Genomic DNA, 15,855 nt, shown 5'->3' on the forward strand with positions numbered 1-15,855 from the left:
ATGACGACTCAACCGGAGCTACCGGCAAACCACGACCTGACGGTTACGCACTGGGGAACCTATCGCGTCTCCGTGACCGACGGTCAGCTGACCGGCGTCAGCCCGGTAGAGTGGGACCGCAACCCGTCGAAAATCGGTGAGTCGCTGCCGGGGGCGGTACAGGGATCGTCACGCGTGCGCCGCCCGGCGGTGAGGCTGGGGTTCCTGCAAAACGGCAGCGCGTCACGCGACGGGCGCGGGCGTGAACCCTTCGTCGAGGTCAGTTGGGAAGAGGCGCTGGCGCTGGTGGCGCGCGAACTGACGCGGGTAAAGCGTGAAGCGGGCAATGAGGCAATCTATGCCGGTTCTTACGGCTGGTCCAGCGCCGGGCGTTTTCATCATGCGCAGAGCCAGCTGCACCGTTTTCTCAACGGCTTTGGCGGCTACACCGGCAGCACCAATACCTACAGCATTGCCGCCGGAGAGCGGGTGTTACCCCATATCCTCGGCGATCTTGACGATCTTCAGCGTCAGCATACCCACTGGCCGGTGCTGGCCGGACACTGCGAGCTGTTTGTCGCCATCGGCGGCCTGCCGCTGCGCAATGCGCAGGTCAACGGCGGCGGAGCCAACGACCACGCCCTGCAATACTGGCTGGACACGCTGCGCCGCAACGGCACGCGCTTTATTAATATCAGCCCGGTTAAAAACGATCTGGCGGCGGTGGAGAATGCCCGCTGGCTGGCCGTGAAGCCGGGCAGCGACACGGCGCTGCTGCTGGCGCTGAGCCAGGTGCTGACCGAAGAAGCGCTGTATGACCGTGACTTTGTCGCCAGCCATACGGTGGGGTTTACGCAGTACAGAGCCTATCTGCTGGGGGAACAGGATGGTGTGGTTAAAAGCCCTGAGTGGGCGGCCCCGATCGTCGGGCTGCCTGCCGACACTATCCGCGAGTTGGCCAGGGAGATGGCGCGCCATAAAACGATGATCAATATCGCCTGGTCAGTACAGCGTGCCCGCCAGGGCGAACAGGCGTTCTGGGCAGTGGTCGCCACCAGTGCGCTGCTGGGGCAGATCGGCACTCCCGGCGGCGGGCTGGGGTTTGGCTATGCCTCCACCAACCTTGCCGGGGCCGATCGCCATCGCTTTTCCGGGCCGCGCCTGCCCGCCGGGGTTAACCCGGTGGCGGCGCGCATCCCGGTCGCGCGCATTGCCGATATGCTGCTGCACCCCGGCGAACCCTATGAGTTCGATGGTAAAACGCACCGCTATCCTGACATCCGCCTGGTGTACTGGGCGGGGGGCAATGTGTTTCATCATCACCAGGATATCAATAAGCTGACCCGCGCCTGGCGACGCCCGGACACCATCATCGTGCATGAGCAGTACTGGACCGCGCAGGCTAAATTTGCCGATATCGTCTTACCCGCGACCACTTCGCTGGAGCGTGAAGATATCGGCAGCGCCAGCAATGACGGCTTTATGATCGCCATGCGTCAGCATCTGGCTCCGCTGGCTGAAGCGCGTGATGACTACGCGATTTTCAGCGATCTGGCTGCACGTCTCGGCTTTGGTGACGAATTTACCCGCCAGCGCGATGTTCGTGGCTGGCTGGAAGCGCTGTATGAAGATTCCCGGCCACGGGCGCAGGAAGAGGGCATTGAACTGCCGCCGTTTGCCGCTTTCTGGCAGAGCGGCAGGCTGGAATACCCGCGCCCGCAGACGCCGCAGATCCTGTTACAGGATTTTCGCGCCGACCCGCAGCGTGCGCCGCTAACCACTCCTTCCGGAAAAATCGAGCTGTTTTCGGCGACCGTGGCCGGGTTTGGCTATGCGGAGAGTCCGGGATATGCCTGCTGGCTGGCGCCGCAGGCGGAGGACCCGCGCTGGCCGCTGCACCTGCTATCCAGTCAGCCGCGCACCCGGCTGCACAGCCAGTACGACCACGGCAAAATCAGCCAGCAGACCAAAATTTCCGGACGTGAACCGCTGTGGCTGCACCCGCAGGATGCCGCACAGCGCGGCGTGTCTGAGGGCGATATCGTTAAAGTGTTTAACGCACGCGGCGCGCTGCTGGCGGGGGTGCATCTCAGCGAGGGGATCCGGCCGGGGGTGGTGCAGATGTCAACCGGGGCCTGGTACGATCCGCTTGATACCCACCAGGCACAGCCGCTGGATAAACACGGCAATCCAAATGTGCTGACCGAAGATCATGGCAGCTCAAGGCTGGGGCAGGGCTGTACGGCGCAGAGTTGCCGCGTAGAAATCGTACGTTTCGATGAGCCACTGCCGCCGGTAACCGCGTGGGATCCGCCGCCGTTTGTCACCCGACCCGATGCGTGTAACCCGGACTAACCTTTTACCGATCAGGAACTGATTATGTTATCGATCACCGCCCCCCTGGCGTATCTGCAACAGCCCGGCCTGCGTCAGCGCGCAGGTGAGCATATTAAGCCCCACGCCCGCATTATCCGTATTCTCACGTCGCCGCGCGCCTGGCAGGCGGTGAACCCCGATCTGTCTCACAGCCTGGAGAGTGCCGGTATCCGCTGGCAGCTGGAGTATCTGCACGGGGAATGTACGGACGAGGCAATCGATCGCCTGCGCGCTGCTGCCACCGCTCAGGGGGCGGAGGGCATTCTGGCGCTGGGCGGCGGGCGGGTGCTGGACTGCGCCAAGGCAGCGGCAGAGACGCTGGACGGCGTGGCGCTGATTAACTTCGCCACGCTTGCCGCCACCTGTGCGGCCTGGTCACCGTTCGCGATTGTTTACAACGCGCAGGGTGGCCATCATCACGGCCTGCTGCTAAGCAAAAAGCCGGCGCTGGTGCTGGTAGACAGTGAAGTCATCGCCCGCAGCGACGTGCGCTACCTGAAAGCGGGCATCGTAGACGCGCTGGCGAAATGGTTTGAACTGGATCCCTATCAGCGCCACAACCCCGGACGACTGGGGCTGAATCTGAAAGTGGCGGCGGCGCGTCAGGCGCTGGAAGTCTATGAGCAGTGGGGTGCAGAGGCGATAGCGGCCAACCAACAGCAGCGGGTGACACCGGCGCTGGAAAAAGTGATCGACGCCAGTATCGTGCTGGCCGGGCTTTCAAACAGCGTGCAGGACGACCTGCCGACGCCCGGCGTGGCGCATGAAATTCACAATCGTCTGACCCACGAAGCGGAGCTGCATAACCTGCTGCACGGTGAGAAAGTCGGCTACAGCCTGCTGATCCAGTCGCTGCTGGAGCATGAACAGGCGGATGAGACGCTGCTGCGGCTGCTGCGACAGTATGGCAGCCCGCTGACGCTGGCCGCACTGAACGGGGACCCGCAGCGCTTTCGTCAGATTGCCCGTGACCTGCATTTTCCCGCCGCCAGCGCTGCGCACCTGCCGTTTACCCTGACGCCAGAAAAACTGGAACGGGCGTTTCTGGCGACGGTTGGTGACAGAGAGGCGTGATATCTCCGCCAGGCGGGTTCTTCTGAACAGGGGGTCCGGATTCTCCATCGAACGCAGTTCGATGGAGAATCCGGACCTCAGAAAGCAAAAACCCCCGCCGAAGCGAGGGTTATAAATAAGTGGTGCCCGGACTCGGAATCGAACCAAGGACACGGGGATTTTCAATCCCCTGCTCTACCGACTGAGCTATCCGGGCAACGGGGCGCATTAAACCTTATGCCACCGCCAGCGTCAACGGCTTTATCGTGAAAAACCGACTGATTGCACTCTTTTCCACCACTTAACCGCGCAAACCCCATTTTCTGCCGGTTTATCCCACTGAAAACGTCCTGGCTGCCTCCCCGGATTATGCTGAGCGTTGCGCTTAATACGCGACAAAAACGGGTTATTAAGATTTTTCCTGGTCCTGGCATAAAACTGTCACAATTGCCTGTCAGTCTACGGCCAACTGAGGATTACTGGTCGCGTATCATGGACTTAGCCTTATCTACTTTGGCCCCGCAGGGACTGCCATCGCCGCATCTTACCGCGCGCGATCTGTGCATTGAGGTGCCGTTCGTTACACCGGAAACTGATAACCTGGCGGTGATGGCGCTGTTTACCCAACATCCGTCGTTAACCAGCCTGCCGGTGGTGGAACTGCAACATCCGCTGGGCCTGATTAATCGCCATCTGTTTCTGTCGCAGATGTCGCGGCCGTTCTTCCGCGAGCTTTATGACCGTAAAAGCTGCATCGCCTTTATGGATAAAATGCCGCTGGTGATCGCGGCGGAAAGCTCACTGGAAAATGTGGCACAGCAGATGGTGGCATCCGGTGATAAGTCGCTGACAGATGGTTTTATTCTCACCCGTCAGGGGAAGTATATCGGCATCGGGCTGGGCATTGATCTGATTAAGATGGTCTCTGACCAGCAGGCGCGTCAGCATCAGCAAATTATGCAAAGCATTGAATATGCGCGAGTGATTCAGGAGGCGATGCTCGATCAGTCGCAGCGCTCGCTGGCGCAACAGCTGCGCGACTGCTGTCTGTGCTGGCAGCCGCGTGACTGCGTGGGCGGTGACTTTTACGCATTTCACCCGTTTGAGCACGGCTGGCTGCTGTTAATGGCAGATTGTACCGGACACGGGGTGCCGGGAGCGTTTATGACGGTGATCCTCTCTTCGGCGCTGGAAAAGGCGTTGACGCAGTGTGAGCCCGATCGGCCGGAACGGTTACTCCAGCACATCAATCGCTATATCAAACAGACGCTGGGGCAACTGGATCCATCGCAGCAGACGTCGCTGTCTAACGATGGCTGTGATGCGCTGGCGCTGTTTGTTGATACCCGTGAAGACCGCCTGATCTGGGCCGGAGCGCGCATCTCTGGTTTTCTGCTCTCCACGGTGAGCGAACAGGCGATCCTGCTGAGCTGCGATCGCATGGGCGTCGGCTATACCGATACGCCGGTGGACTATCAGTGGGCGCGGCATGAGCTGCCGCTGAAACCCGGAGATCTGTTTTTAACCTTTACCGACGGGCTGACCGATCAGATCGGCGGCGAGCGTCACATCATGTTTGGCCGCAAACGTATTCAGGCGGAGCTGGAACGCTACCGCACGCGACCAATGAGCGAACTGGCTGAAGGGCTACAGCAGGCGTACCTCACCTGGCAGGGCCAGCAGCTGCGGCGCGATGATATGACGTTCTTAGGGTTTCGGTACTGATGATGCGGGACAACGGGTAAAAACCACGATGAATAACGATCCATTACTCAGTAGCCTGCTGGCGGACACGCCGCACGACGTGGTGGCGCTGCGCTACACCGGTTTTTTCTCCCGGCACAATATTACGGCGATGGGGGAAGTTATCCGCCTCTATCTGGAGCAGAACGAAGCGTCTTTTGCCATGCGGCGTAAACTGTTCTCCACCTTTGTGGAGATGGTACAGAATATTCTGCGCTACTCCTCCGACAGTCGGGCGTTATGCAAAGACAATGACGAAATGCGCTTCGGCGCGATCTGTTTTGGCCAGCACGAGGGGAAATATGTGCTGGAGAGCGCCAATCTGGTGCGCCCGGACGAATCTGCGCGCCTGAACGAGTATCTGCTGGCGCTGCGTGATATGAGTGCTGAAGAAATAAAAGTGACCTATAAGCAGTCACTGCGTACGGACAGTCCTGCCTGGAGCAAAGGGGCGAACATCGGCCTGCTGACTCTGGCGCGGGATGCCAGCGAACCGCTGGAATTTACTTTTCACCAGGTCGCATCGACAGATCTGTCGGCGTTCTACCTGAAAGCGACTATCTGAAGGGCACAGCATTACTATGAACACTATCGTCTTGTCTGCCACCAGCAGCACTCCCGCCGTGGAATTTGATTTTACCTGCGGCAGACTGTCGCTTCGCGGGGAGTCCTGGCCGGAAAATGCAGCGGCTTTTTACCGTCCCCTGATTGTCGCCGTGGAAGAGTGGCAGGGCAGTACCTTAATGCGCAGTATCGATCGGGTCAGTATTCATGTGGCTCTGAGCTATTTCAACAGCTCCAGCACCAAGATGCTGTTTGGTCTGTTTGGCAGGCTGAATGAAGCTGCCAGCGGTGGCATTAACACCGAGCTGCACTGGTATTACGACGGTGAAGACGATATCTCCGAAGAGTTTGGTCACGAACTGAGCATCGACTTTCCGGCGATCGCCTTCCATATGCATCCGGGTGAAGTGCAATGATGGGCCTGGAGGAGTTGTTCACCAGTGAAAACGCCATTCTTGAGCAGTCACGCGAAATCGCCGCGCGCGAGGGACTTGATGCCGAAACCTGTCGCGCCGCGCTGCTGACGCTCAGCGCCCACTATCAGCGTCTGATGCGTGAATCTTACCGCCTGATCTCCCGCAGTGACCGTGCAGAGCGGGAGCTGACGCTGCTTAACGAGCAGCTGCGGCAGCTGGCTCTGCGGCTGGAGTATGAAGCCACGCATGACCCGCTAACCGGGGTCTATAACCGCAGCGCGATTATTAATCAGATTGGCAGCGCGCTTCACCGCGATGAGGCTGCCCTGATCCTGCTGGATATCGATCATTTTAAAGCGATTAACGATCAGTACGGCCATCCCACCGGCGATGCGGTGATCAGCGAGCTGATTAAGCGGATTGAAAATTCGGTGCCGCACACCGGCAGCGTCGGGCGCGTCGGCGGTGAAGAGTTTACCATTGTGCTGCCTGGGGCCAGCGTGGGGCAGGCCGCCGTGGTGGCGGGCTATATCCATGCTTCACTCAATGCCTCAGTGCTGAACGCGCTACCGGACCGTCTGGTGACGGTCAGCCTGGGCGTCAGCTGGGGAGCCAGGAGCAGCAGTTTCGATATCCTTTATGCGCAGGCGGATGCTGCACTGTATGAAGCCAAGCGTGCCGGGCGTAACCGGGTACATTATGCCTGCCAGCTCGCCAGCTGACCCATCGTGCCCCGGGGCTTTGTGGGTTGAACCTGTATTTAAAAAATGCCATTATTGCGCAAATTTTGACATCCCCGTCATCCCTGCACATTGAGGTCACCGCCATGAGAGGTTCAGCGCTGCATTGCCGCTTCTGTAACCCGCATCCGCAGATGCCGTGCCGCCGATCTTCATGCTGTAACACCTTGTCGATAAACTCTCTCACCGTGCGGTGAGGTCTTTCCACGCTTAACTGTTGGCCATGCGTAAAAGCAGATGCGATCTGATTTTACTGATGTCTATCGGTCTGAGCCGCGCTTAATCGCTGACAGCCCCTGACACCCACTTATCCTTGACCGCCGGGCATTTGTGCTATGACTCCACTGAAAATTGCAGCCAGTACCACCGTGGCAATCCATCTCCAGACCGGGCGCGAAGTCGTCACGCTGGATAATACTGATTTTACCGATGTGGCAGCGGTGGTGCTGTCCGTTTCTGACTCCAGGAGCGGCGTGCTGGCCCTGCTGCGCCATACCGGCTTTAACCTGCCGGTGTTTATCGCGCTGGATGACGCGTCGCAGGCGCAGGATCTGCCGCAGGTTGACGGGGTGCTGACGGGCGAGGATGGCGATGCTTCACTGCTGGAAGCCGCCGCTGCCGGGTATCAGGCTCATTTACTGCCGCCGTTTTTCCAGACGCTGACCAAATATGTGGCAATGGATAACACCACCTTTGCCTGTCCCGGCCATCAGGGCGGGGCGTTTTTCAAAAAGCATCCGGCCGGGCGCCAGTTCTATGACTTCTTTGGCGAGAACGTGTTTCGTGCCGATATGTGCAACGCCGACGTCAAACTTGGTGATTTGCTGATCCACGAAGGGTCCGCCAAGCATGCGCAGAAGTTCGCTGCGAAGGTGTTTAACGCGGATAAAACGTACTTCGTGCTGAACGGCACCTCCAGCGCCAATAAAGTGGTCACCAATGCGCTGCTGACCCGTGGCGATCTGGTGCTGTTCGATCGCAACAACCATAAATCTAACCACCACGGTGCGCTGATCCAGGCCGGAGCCACGCCGGTATATCTGGAAACGGCCCGCAATCCGTTCGGGTTTATCGGCGGCATTGATGCACACTGTTTTGATGATGCCTACGTGCGTGAGTTGATCAAACAGGTGGCCCCGGAGCGCGCCGGAGATGAACGTCCGTTCCGCCTGGCGGTGATCCAGCTCGGCACCTACGACGGCACGGTGTATAACGCGCGTAAGGTGCTCGACAGTATTGGCCACCTGTGCGACTACATCCTGTTTGACTCGGCATGGGTGGGCTACGAGCAGTTTATCCCGGTGATGGAAGCCTGTTCCCCGCTGTTGCTGGAGCTGAAACCCTCCGATCCGGGGATTTTTGTCACCCAGTCGGTACACAAGCAGCAGGCCGGATTCTCGCAGACCTCGCAGATCCACAAGAAGGATAACCACATTCGCGGTCAGCAGCGTTTTTGCAGCCATAAGCGGCTGAATAATGCCTTCATGCTGCACGCCTCTACCAGCCCGTTCTATCCGCTGTTTGCCGCGCTGGATATCAACGCCAAAATGCACCAGGGCAAAGCAGGCCGCCGTCTGTGGCACGAGTGCGTGGTGCTCGGCATTGATGCGCGTAAGGCGATTCTGGCGCGCTGCGAGATGATTAAACCGTTTATTCCCGATGAGGTGGACGGCAAGCCCTGGCAGGACGCGCCCACGGCAACCATCGCCTCGGATGTGCGCTATTTCAGCTTTGCGCCGGGCGCCGCATGGCACGGTTTCGCGGGCTACGAGAAAGATCAGTATCTGGTTGACCCGTGCAAGCTGCTGCTGACCACGCCGGGCATTGATGCCGCCAGCGGCAAATATGCCTCGTTCGGTATTCCGGCGACCATCCTCGCTAACTACCTGCGTGAAAACGGCGTGGTGCCGGAGAAGTGCGATCTGAACTCGATTCTGTTCCTGCTGACCCCGGCCGAGAGCATGGAAAAAATGGCGAAGCTGGTGGCGAAACTGGCCCAGTTCGAACAGCACATCAAAGAAGATGCCCTGCTGCGCGACGTGCTGCCCACCATCTACCGTAAAAACGCCGCGCGTTACGAAGGGTACACCCTCAGGCGCCTGTGCCAGGAGATGCACGACCTGTATGTCAGCCATGACGTTAAGGACCTGCAGAAGGCGATGTTCCGCCAGCAGAGCCTGCCGAAAATGGTGATGAACCCGCAGGATGCCAACATCGAGTTTATCCGTGGCAACGTGGAGCTGGTGCCGATTGCCGAAGCCGAAGGGCGCATTGCCGCCGAGGGGGCGTTACCGTATCCACCGGGGGTGCTGTGCGTGGTGCCCGGCGAAGTGTGGGGGGGCGCGGTTCAGCAGTACTTCCTGGCGCTGGAGGAGGGCCTTAATCTGCTGCCGGGCTTCTCGCCGGAGTTGCAGGGCGTGTATGCCGAAGCGGGTGCCGACGGGGTGAAACGTCTGCAGGGGTATGTCCTGGTATAAAAATACCGGGGCAGACGTGTGCACCAATCGGGTCGACCGGAAAAAAGGGTCGCCCCCTACAAATATAACGGGGCGGCCGGAAAATGGCCGGCCCGTGATGTCAGGCCGGTGAGTTCAGTGCCTCTTCCCGCGCCTGGCGCACAATCGCTTTTGCGATCCATTTGCCAATATCCTGCAGTTCATCATCATCGCAGCCCCAGATATCTTTCATCACCAGAAAAATCTCTGAACCGTATACCAGCGACAGCGAACGAACCACGCGATCCATCAGCTCCGGCGGCAGCTCTTTGTTCAGCGGTTCCACCACCTGAGTGAGCATCTCTTTACGATTGCCACGCACCAGCTTCTCTTTCAACGGCACGGAATCGGCTGACTGCGACTGCGCCCACTGGGTCAGCGACAGATGCAGCGCTGCCCGCAGCGTACCTTCGTGCTTCAGCATGCGCGGAAAAGCGAAGCTCAGCAGCTCATCAATGCGCTCGCTGGCATCCAGTTTTGTCGGCTGCCAGCTTTTGATTGGGCTGAGTGTCTCAGAGACAATCGCCGAAACCAGCGCACTTTGTGTCGGAAAATAACGATAAGCCGTCGCGCGCGACAGCTGTGCTTCCTGAGCCACCTCGGTGATGGACGGAAATGCACCGTTATCGAATAACTTCATCGCTGTATCAATCAGTAAGCGGCGTGTTCTTGCGCGTGTTGACGTTAATCCTAACATCCCAGCGGAATCCCTTTGCTCCACGGTAACCTCATTTTTTTGGTTAAAAACGGTCTAATCTTAGAGCCGGCATACAGCATAAAATCACTGCCGGCGTTAACGGCCCGGACAGCATAACGCTCGCTTTCCGGCCCAATAAGCGTAGTCAAAAACACCACAAGACTCATATTTCATTCAATTGATTTACCAATCTTGATGGTGCTACTGTGAGCCCCAATAAGCGAGGTTTCTTAGCGCCTTAACGTTATTTACGTTTTTATTTTAGTAATATCAACTCTTTATTGATCTAAATAACAGGTTACTCTAACGCCAATGAAAAATCAGACTGGCTCCATCTATGTTGTTGCAACCGCAGATACTAAAGGAAGAGAACTGTTTTACGTTCGCGATCTGATTGCTGAGACCGGCGTAAAAGTACTGACAGTTGATCTGTCTACTCAACAACTTAGCTCAAATTTTCCCGGTGATATTCCGGCCGAAATGGTGGCCGATTTTCACCCGGAGGGGCGCGATCGTGTGTTCTGCGGTGACCGTGGTAAAGCGATCGATGCCATGTCGCTGGCTTTTGAGATTTTCCTTAGCCGCCGGGAGGACGTCGCCGGGATTATCGGGCTGGGAGGCTCCGGCGGCACCGCACTGATTACGCCAGCGATGCAGGCGTTACCGATCGGCATTCCGAAGCTGATGGTATCGACGATGGCATCGGGCGACGTGTCGGGCTATGTCGGTGCCAGCGATATCGCTATGCTGTACTCGGTGACCGACGTGGCGGGGCTGAACCGCATTTCCCGCCGCGTGCTCGGTAACGCGGCCCACCAGATCGCCGGTGCTGTCCGTTTTGCCCTGCCGCACTCTCATGACGATAAACCCGCCATTGGCCTGACGATGTTTGGCGTCACCACACCCTGCATTGAGGCGGTCAGCGCCGGGCTGGAAGAGGATTTTGACTGTCTGGTGTTCCACGCCACCGGCAGCGGCGGCAGGGCGATGGAGAAGCTGGCAGACAGCCATATGCTGACCGGTATGCTCGACCTGACCACCACCGAAGTGTGCGATTTCCTGTTTGATGGCGTGCTGGCCTGTGGCGAAGACCGCTTTGATGCGCTGTCGCGCAGTCAGATCCCCTGCGTGCTGTCGTGCGGGGCGCTGGATATGGTGAACTTTGGCCATCCTGCCGGTATACCGGAAAAATATGCGGCACGTCAGTTCTGTCACCACAATGCCCAGGTGACGCTGATGCGCACCACGGTAGAGGAAAACGTCAGGATGGCGCAGTGGATAGCGGAAAAGCTGAACCGCTGCGCAGGTGAAGTGCGCTTCCTGATCCCGGAAGGGGGTTTTTCAGCCCTGGATGCGCCGGGCCAGCCGTTCTGGTCTCCAGAGGCCGACCAGGCGTTTATCACCACGCTGGAAAAGCACTGTATCCAGACCGCACGGCGTCAGATCGTTCGCCTGCCGTGGAATATTAATGACAGGAAGTTTGCCGCTGAGGCGGTGACACAATTTCGCCAACTGGCGTTAAGAGGAAGATAATCATGCCCGCTTTTCCCCGTCAGCAGATGCTGACCCGATTCAGACAGATGATTGCCCGCCGTGAGCCGATTATTGGCGGTGGGGCTGGTACCGGGCTGTCGGCAAAATGTGAAGAGGCCGGTGGCATCGACCTGATCGTCATTTATAACTCTGGTCGTTACCGCATGGCCGGGCGCGGTTCGCTTGCCGGGCTGCTGGCCTACGGTAATGCCAATGAAATTGTCGTCGATATGGCCAGAGAAGTGTTGCCGGTAGTGAAACATACCCCGGTACTGGCCGGCGTCAACGGTACCGATCCGTTCTGCAATTTCGATAAATTCCTTGATGACTTGAAAGCGCTTGGCTTTTCCGGGGTGCAGAATTTCCCGACGGTCGGGCTGATTGACGGTAACTTCCGCGCCAACCTTGAAGAGACCGGCATGGGTTACGGGCTGGAAGTGGAGATGATTGCCCTGGCACATCAGAAAGAGATGCTGACCACGCCTTATGTCTTCAGCGCCGAAGATGCGGTGGCGATGACCGCTGCCGGGGCGGATATTATTGTGCCGCATATGGGGCTGACCACCGGCGGGAACATCGGTGCGGCGACGGCATTACAGCTGAAGGACTGTGTACCAAGAGTTAACGAGTGGGCGGCCGCCGCGAAAGCGGTACGCGAGGATGTTATCGTGCTGTGCCACGGCGGGCCGATCTCCAGCCCTGAAGATGCGCAGTACATTCTGGACAACTGCCCGCAGTGCGATGGCTTCTACGGTGCCAGCTCGATGGAGCGTCTGCCGACCGAGGTGGCACTGACCGAAACCACCCGCAGGTTCAAAAGCATCAACCGCTAAACTCTAACCCTCTCTTTCCCGCATCAGCGGCGGAGTGATACTCCGCCGTTTTTTGCGCGGCACTGCGCAGTACTGACACCCCGCTGTGACCTTTACCCATCGCAGGTTTACTTTGACTTCAAAAAATGACTTCAAGGATGGCGCGATGAGGAATAGAATATCCGCATTAAGAAACCGGCACCGGGATACATTACGACAAATTTTCACCCGCCCGGTGCCCACGGATCTGAAGTGGCAGCGGATAGAGGCACTGATAGTGGCCCTCGGGGGAGAAGTGCGGGAAGCACAGGGGGTCCCGCGTCAGGTTTCTGCTTAATGGTTCACTGGCGCGTTTTCATCGCCCACATCCGTCACCGGATGCTGATAAAGGGGTGATAGTCGCCGTGAAAGAGTGGCTGGAAGATACAGGAGTTGAACCATGAATAAAGTCACGGCTATGCCCAACACAATGGTGATTAACGGTCAGCCTGCGGCGGTCAATTTTGTCGCAGAACTGGGGGCATTTCGCGGTAAGTTTATCGGATTATCGGGTTACTGCGATTTTGTCGCGGACAGCATTGAAGGGTTGAAACGCGAAGGTGAAATTTCCCTGCGTGATTATCTGGCGGACTGTTGCGAAAGCGGCATTGATCCTTATGAGCAGGATGAAAAAGTGAAAACCTTCACGCTGCGCTATCCTGAGTCCTTTGGTGAGCAACTGGCGCTGGCAGCCGCTGAACACCAGCTTTCTCTGAACAGCTATATTGTGGCTGCGCTCAGTGAGAAAATGAAAAAAGCCTAGCGGCCATCAAACAAGGCCGGGCGTGCCCGGCCTCTGCGTTTCTGGCGGTCAGTAGCGGTGATAGCTTTTCTGCGCGTTGTTGACCTTATACAGGTAACGGCGCGATTCTGCCGAAGGGTGGCTGGTGGTCAGCTTCTGGTAAACCTCGGCAGGTGACAGCCCGTTGATCGCGCTGAATGCGCGGTCTTTGTCGCTGGAGAACACCCGCAGTACGCTGCCAGCCCCGCCGTTATAGGCGGTGATCACCGCATAGCGACGAGAGGTCGGGTTGCTGATGCCGGACAGGTAGTTCCCCTGCAACAGCGACAGATAGGCCGTACCGGCGTCAATGTTGTTTTCCGGGTCCAGCAGATAGCTGCGGCTTGGCTTGCCCCATTTCCCTTTCATACGGAACACATCCACTCCGGCGGTATGCTGAACCACCTGCATCAGCCCCAGGGCATCAGCATGGCTGACCGCATACGGGTTAAAGCTGGACTCAATCTGCATGATCGCCAGGATCAGAGACTGATCGACGCCATAGCGTTCGGCGGCTTTGCGCACCATCGGCAGATATTTATGCGCGCGTTTGTCCAGGTGGTTTGGCACCATGGGAATGGTCACCGACCAGATGACGTGCAGGCCGGAATTGCGGCGCTGGAGCTTGTTCTGGATCAGATAGTCGGCGAAGCTGGCGGCGCGTCCCTGCCAGCGGATCGGCTGGCCGGTATTATCCAGCACCTGGCCGTACAGCAACGGCTCTTTACTGATCTGAATATCCTTGGCGTCGGAATAGAGATCGACGTTACCCGGATCTTCCCCGATCAACAGGGTGGTGATAATGGCCTGGCGCAGGCTGGCCGTCGGATCGGTGCCGGCAATGGTTTCAATCGTGATGCTACCGGCATCAAAGTTAATGTGGCTGCGGGTGTAGTATTGATCGCTGTACTTCACATAGTCTTTCGGACCGGCGATCAGGACTTCATTGATACCCCAGATATTTTCGATGTTGTGGGCAAACTGTCCCATCAAAATATCAAAACCGTTGGTGTCTTTGATCCACTCCTCGTGAGAAGCGTTTTGTTTCTTGCCAGAGCAGGAAACCAGCAACGGTGCAATAATCAGCAAACTTATCAGCTTTTTCTTCATTTTATCGGACATGCCCACAATTGAGAGGGCCTCATCAGTGAGGCCCAACGACTTATGCTTCCGGCGGGGTGTAACCTTCGATATGAACGTCGTGGCCTTCGAACAGGAACTTAATCATCTCCTGTTCCAGCAGCTTACGATCATCGGGGTTCATCATGCTGAGTTTCTTTTCATTGATCAGCATGGTCTGTTTTGCCATCCATTTTGACCAGGCTTCTTTGGAAATTTCGTTAAAAATACGTTTGCCCACATCGCCAGGGTACAGCTGAAAATCCTGTCCTTCGGCGTCACGTTGCAGGAACGTACAAAAAATGGTTCGGCTCATTACTCTTCCTCTTCTGTCGCGCGAGCGCTCAACGCCATCTGTTGTGGCTGGCGCAACTGCTGTAGCAGGCGCTCGACCGGTGCGGCCAGCCCCACGGCGGGCGGCTGCGCTAAGTTATACCAGAGACCCGCGCCATCATCCATTGCCGCACGGACAGAAGGCAGATCCAGCCACATAGGCACAATATCCAGGTGGAAATGACTAAAGGTGTGGCGAAAGGCGATCATCTGCCGCAGTTTGCCGTCATCCACCCCGCGCAGCCGCAGGGCCTGGCGCAATTCTTCCTCGGAGCTGTACTGCGGGAAGCAGAATAATCCGCCCCACAGACCGACCGGCGGGCGCTGTTCCAGCCAGACATCCTGCCCCTGCTGCATCAGCAGCAAAAAGCCGGTGCGCTCCGGGATCGTCTGTTTTGGCTTTTTACCGGGATACTGTGCCCAGCTGCTGTGGGCGTAAGCGATGCAGCCCGCGTTCAGCGGGCAGATTTCACATTTTGGCTTCGAGCGGGTGCAGACCATCGCACCGAGGTCCATCATCGCCTGATTAAACTGGCTGACGCCCTCGGCAGGGGTGACCTCTTCACTGATGTTCCACAGGCGCTTTTCCACCTCTTTTTTACCGGGCCAGCCGTCTACGGCATAGCAGCGTGCCAGCACGCGCTTTACGTTGCCATCAAGGATGGGGAAGTGTTTCCCAAGTGCCAGAGAGAGAATCGCCCCGGCGGTGGAGCGGCCAACGCCGGGCAACGCTTCGACCTCTTCTATAGTCTGCGGGAAAATGCCATCGTGCTTTTCGACCACGGTTTTCGCTGCTTTATGCAGATTACGCGCGCGCGCGTAATACCCGAGGCCGGTCCACAGATGCAGCACTTCATCCAGCGGGGCGGCAGCCAGGTCGCTGACGGTCGGGAAGCGCGCCATAAAACGTTCGAAATAGGGGATAACGGTGGCGACCTGCGTCTGCTGCAACATCACTTCAGACAACCAGACTTTATAGGGCGTTTTCTCCAGCTGCCACGGCAGGGTTTTCCGCCCGTAGCGCTGATACCACTCGAGTACCTGTTGTGAAAACTGCGCTGCCTGCATGATGTGAATCCCCGTTGTGCCATTCTGAAAAACCAGGCAGGGATTCCAGCACAGACACTCAGGGCTGTAAACCGGATATTCGCTGCATTTTATTAACTTCAGTGAGG

14 protein-coding genes, 1 tRNA gene and 1 pseudogene are annotated in these 15,855 nt (G+C 57.8%); 11 read left to right on the top strand and 5 right to left on the bottom strand.

Annotated elements, in window-relative coordinates:
- On the top strand, nucleotides 1-2,334 hold the full coding sequence (locus tag ABEH87_RS16880) for a molybdopterin-dependent oxidoreductase (protein WP_346577966.1): 2,334 nt from the start codon (nucleotides 1-3) through the stop codon (nucleotides 2,332-2,334).
- A 24-nt stretch (nucleotides 2,335-2,358) separates the two neighbouring features.
- Nucleotides 2,359-3,429: an iron-containing alcohol dehydrogenase family protein gene (locus ABEH87_RS16885; RefSeq protein ID WP_346577967.1), complete on the top strand. Its 1,071-nt coding sequence runs from the start codon at nucleotides 2,359-2,361 to the stop codon at nucleotides 3,427-3,429.
- 120 nt (nucleotides 3,430-3,549) lie between these two features.
- Here the strand turns inward: ABEH87_RS16885 and ABEH87_RS16890 are convergent.
- A tRNA-Phe gene (locus ABEH87_RS16890) sits at nucleotides 3,550-3,625 on the bottom strand.
- 275 nt (nucleotides 3,626-3,900) lie between these two features.
- Here ABEH87_RS16890 and ABEH87_RS16895 point away from each other — a divergent pair.
- The 5 genes from ABEH87_RS16895 to ABEH87_RS16915 all read left to right on the top strand — a co-directional run bounded on the left by ABEH87_RS16895 (nucleotide 3,901) and on the right by ABEH87_RS16915 (nucleotide 9,348).
- Nucleotides 3,901-5,133 (top strand): SpoIIE family protein phosphatase, encoded by a 1,233-nt coding sequence (locus ABEH87_RS16895; RefSeq protein ID WP_346577969.1) that lies wholly within the window; start codon nucleotides 3,901-3,903, stop codon nucleotides 5,131-5,133.
- 28 nt (nucleotides 5,134-5,161) lie between these two features.
- Complete coding sequence (locus ABEH87_RS16900; RefSeq protein WP_346577971.1) at nucleotides 5,162-5,716, top strand: SiaB family protein kinase; 555 nt, start codon at nucleotides 5,162-5,164, stop codon at nucleotides 5,714-5,716.
- Between the two features lie 16 nt (nucleotides 5,717-5,732).
- The gene (locus tag ABEH87_RS16905; RefSeq protein WP_346577973.1) at nucleotides 5,733-6,131 is read left to right on the top strand and encodes a DUF1987 domain-containing protein; all 399 of its coding nucleotides are present in this window, start codon (nucleotides 5,733-5,735) and stop codon (nucleotides 6,129-6,131) included.
- Nucleotides 6,128-6,853: a GGDEF domain-containing protein gene (locus ABEH87_RS16910; RefSeq protein WP_346577975.1), complete on the top strand. Its 726-nt coding sequence runs from the start codon at nucleotides 6,128-6,130 to the stop codon at nucleotides 6,851-6,853. The genes ABEH87_RS16905 and ABEH87_RS16910 overlap by 4 nt, the downstream gene beginning before the upstream one ends.
- A gap of 353 nt (nucleotides 6,854-7,206) precedes the next feature.
- On the top strand, nucleotides 7,207-9,348 hold the full coding sequence (locus ABEH87_RS16915; RefSeq protein ID WP_346577977.1) for an ornithine decarboxylase: 2,142 nt from the start codon (nucleotides 7,207-7,209) through the stop codon (nucleotides 9,346-9,348).
- Nucleotides 9,349-9,448: 100 nt separating this feature from the next.
- Here ABEH87_RS16915 and ABEH87_RS16920 read toward each other — a convergent pair whose 3' ends face one another.
- Nucleotides 9,449-10,063: a TetR/AcrR family transcriptional regulator gene (locus ABEH87_RS16920; RefSeq protein WP_346577978.1), complete on the bottom strand. Its 615-nt coding sequence runs from the start codon at nucleotides 10,061-10,063 to the stop codon at nucleotides 9,449-9,451.
- A gap of 312 nt (nucleotides 10,064-10,375) precedes the next feature.
- Between ABEH87_RS16920 and ABEH87_RS16925 the strand changes: the two genes are divergently transcribed.
- From ABEH87_RS16925 to ABEH87_RS16940, 4 genes and pseudogenes are all read left to right on the top strand, one after another.
- Nucleotides 10,376-11,596, top strand: a complete 1,221-nt coding sequence (locus tag ABEH87_RS16925) for a Tm-1-like ATP-binding domain-containing protein (protein WP_346577980.1) — start codon at nucleotides 10,376-10,378, stop codon at nucleotides 11,594-11,596.
- 2 nt (nucleotides 11,597-11,598) lie between these two features.
- Nucleotides 11,599-12,429, top strand: coding sequence for a phosphoenolpyruvate hydrolase family protein (locus ABEH87_RS16930; protein WP_346577982.1), 831 nt, complete (start codon nucleotides 11,599-11,601; stop codon nucleotides 12,427-12,429).
- A gap of 145 nt (nucleotides 12,430-12,574) precedes the next feature.
- A pseudogene (locus tag ABEH87_RS16935) lies at nucleotides 12,575-12,851 on the top strand (type II toxin-antitoxin system HicA family toxin).
- Nucleotides 12,848-13,210: a type II toxin-antitoxin system HicB family antitoxin gene (locus ABEH87_RS16940; RefSeq protein WP_346577984.1), complete on the top strand. Its 363-nt coding sequence runs from the start codon at nucleotides 12,848-12,850 to the stop codon at nucleotides 13,208-13,210. Before ABEH87_RS16935 ends, ABEH87_RS16940 begins: the two are co-directional and overlap by 4 nt.
- A 48-nt stretch (nucleotides 13,211-13,258) precedes the next feature.
- Here ABEH87_RS16940 and mltC read toward each other — a convergent pair whose 3' ends face one another.
- Genes mltC through mutY form a run of 3 tightly spaced genes read right to left on the bottom strand, consistent with a single transcriptional unit; the run spans nucleotide 13,259 to nucleotide 15,748 of the window.
- Nucleotides 13,259-14,338, bottom strand: coding sequence for a membrane-bound lytic murein transglycosylase MltC (gene mltC, locus ABEH87_RS16945; RefSeq protein WP_346578233.1), 1,080 nt, complete (start codon nucleotides 14,336-14,338; stop codon nucleotides 13,259-13,261).
- A gap of 52 nt (nucleotides 14,339-14,390) precedes the next feature.
- Complete coding sequence (locus tag ABEH87_RS16950) at nucleotides 14,391-14,663, bottom strand: oxidative damage protection protein (protein ID WP_346577986.1); 273 nt, start codon at nucleotides 14,661-14,663, stop codon at nucleotides 14,391-14,393.
- Nucleotides 14,663-15,748, bottom strand: coding sequence for an A/G-specific adenine glycosylase (gene mutY, locus ABEH87_RS16955; protein ID WP_346577987.1), 1,086 nt, complete (start codon nucleotides 15,746-15,748; stop codon nucleotides 14,663-14,665). Before mutY ends, ABEH87_RS16950 begins: the two co-directional genes overlap by 1 nt.
- Nucleotides 15,749-15,855 lie beyond the last annotated feature (107 nt).

Source organism: Erwinia sp. Eh17-17 (assembly GCF_039675725.1).
GTDB lineage: Bacteria > Pseudomonadota > Gammaproteobacteria > Enterobacterales > Enterobacteriaceae > Erwinia.